Here is a 620-nt window from a genome sequence, read left to right as displayed (position 1 = left end):
AGAAAGCGGCTGGCATGGTCCATGATCGTCAGCGGATAACACCACACTCCGGCCCCTGTCAGAAACTGCCCCTTGTAGTCAGCGCTAAAGAGCTGATTTGGGGTCTCTGCCTTGCACAGGGGCTTTGGATAGACAGCCACGCGCTGACGCACACGTCGAGGTGCAATCAGATCAGCGGCCTTGAGGATGTTGTAAATGGTGGTTTTCGAGGGTGGATCCTGCCCGGGAAAACGCTGGCGCAAGTCGTTCTGAATCTTCTTCGGCCCGGGAATAGTCTCCCCGATAGAACGAAGCTCGATAATTGCTTGCCTGATAGCAAGAGGCACAACATAGGTTTGATTGTGCCGGCACCGGCTACGCTCTTCGAGCCCTCTGGGCCCTTCAGCCTCGTACCGCTCGACCCATTTGTAGCCAGTCTTCCGACTGACCTGGTAGTCGCGGCACAGCTGGCTAAAGGTATCTCTTTCAGCCAAATAGGCGGCGATGAACATCACTTTGAGGTCCATAGGTTTCAGCTCTTCCCAGGGCATGGTCAGATCCTCACAAAATCGACCCTGCCAGTTAATAACTGTTACCTATGTGCGTGAACTGATTTGTAACCCATGTGGGTGAGTCATACC

General features: G+C 54.0%; 1 protein-coding gene. It reads right to left on the bottom strand.

Going from position 1 to position 620, the window contains the following annotated elements:
- Window positions 1-530, bottom strand: a 530-nt coding sequence (locus JFT44_RS28525) for a helix-turn-helix domain-containing protein (protein ID WP_198831481.1), incomplete at its 3' end; no start/stop codon positions are given.
- Window positions 531-620 lie beyond the last annotated feature (90 nt).

The sequence above is a fragment of the Pseudomonas sp. MF5691 genome (assembly GCF_016405645.1).
GTDB lineage: Bacteria > Pseudomonadota > Gammaproteobacteria > Pseudomonadales > Pseudomonadaceae > Aquipseudomonas > Aquipseudomonas shahriarae.
The sequence above is the reverse complement of the archived record's forward strand: the minus strand, read 5'-3'. Positions and strand labels throughout refer to the sequence as shown.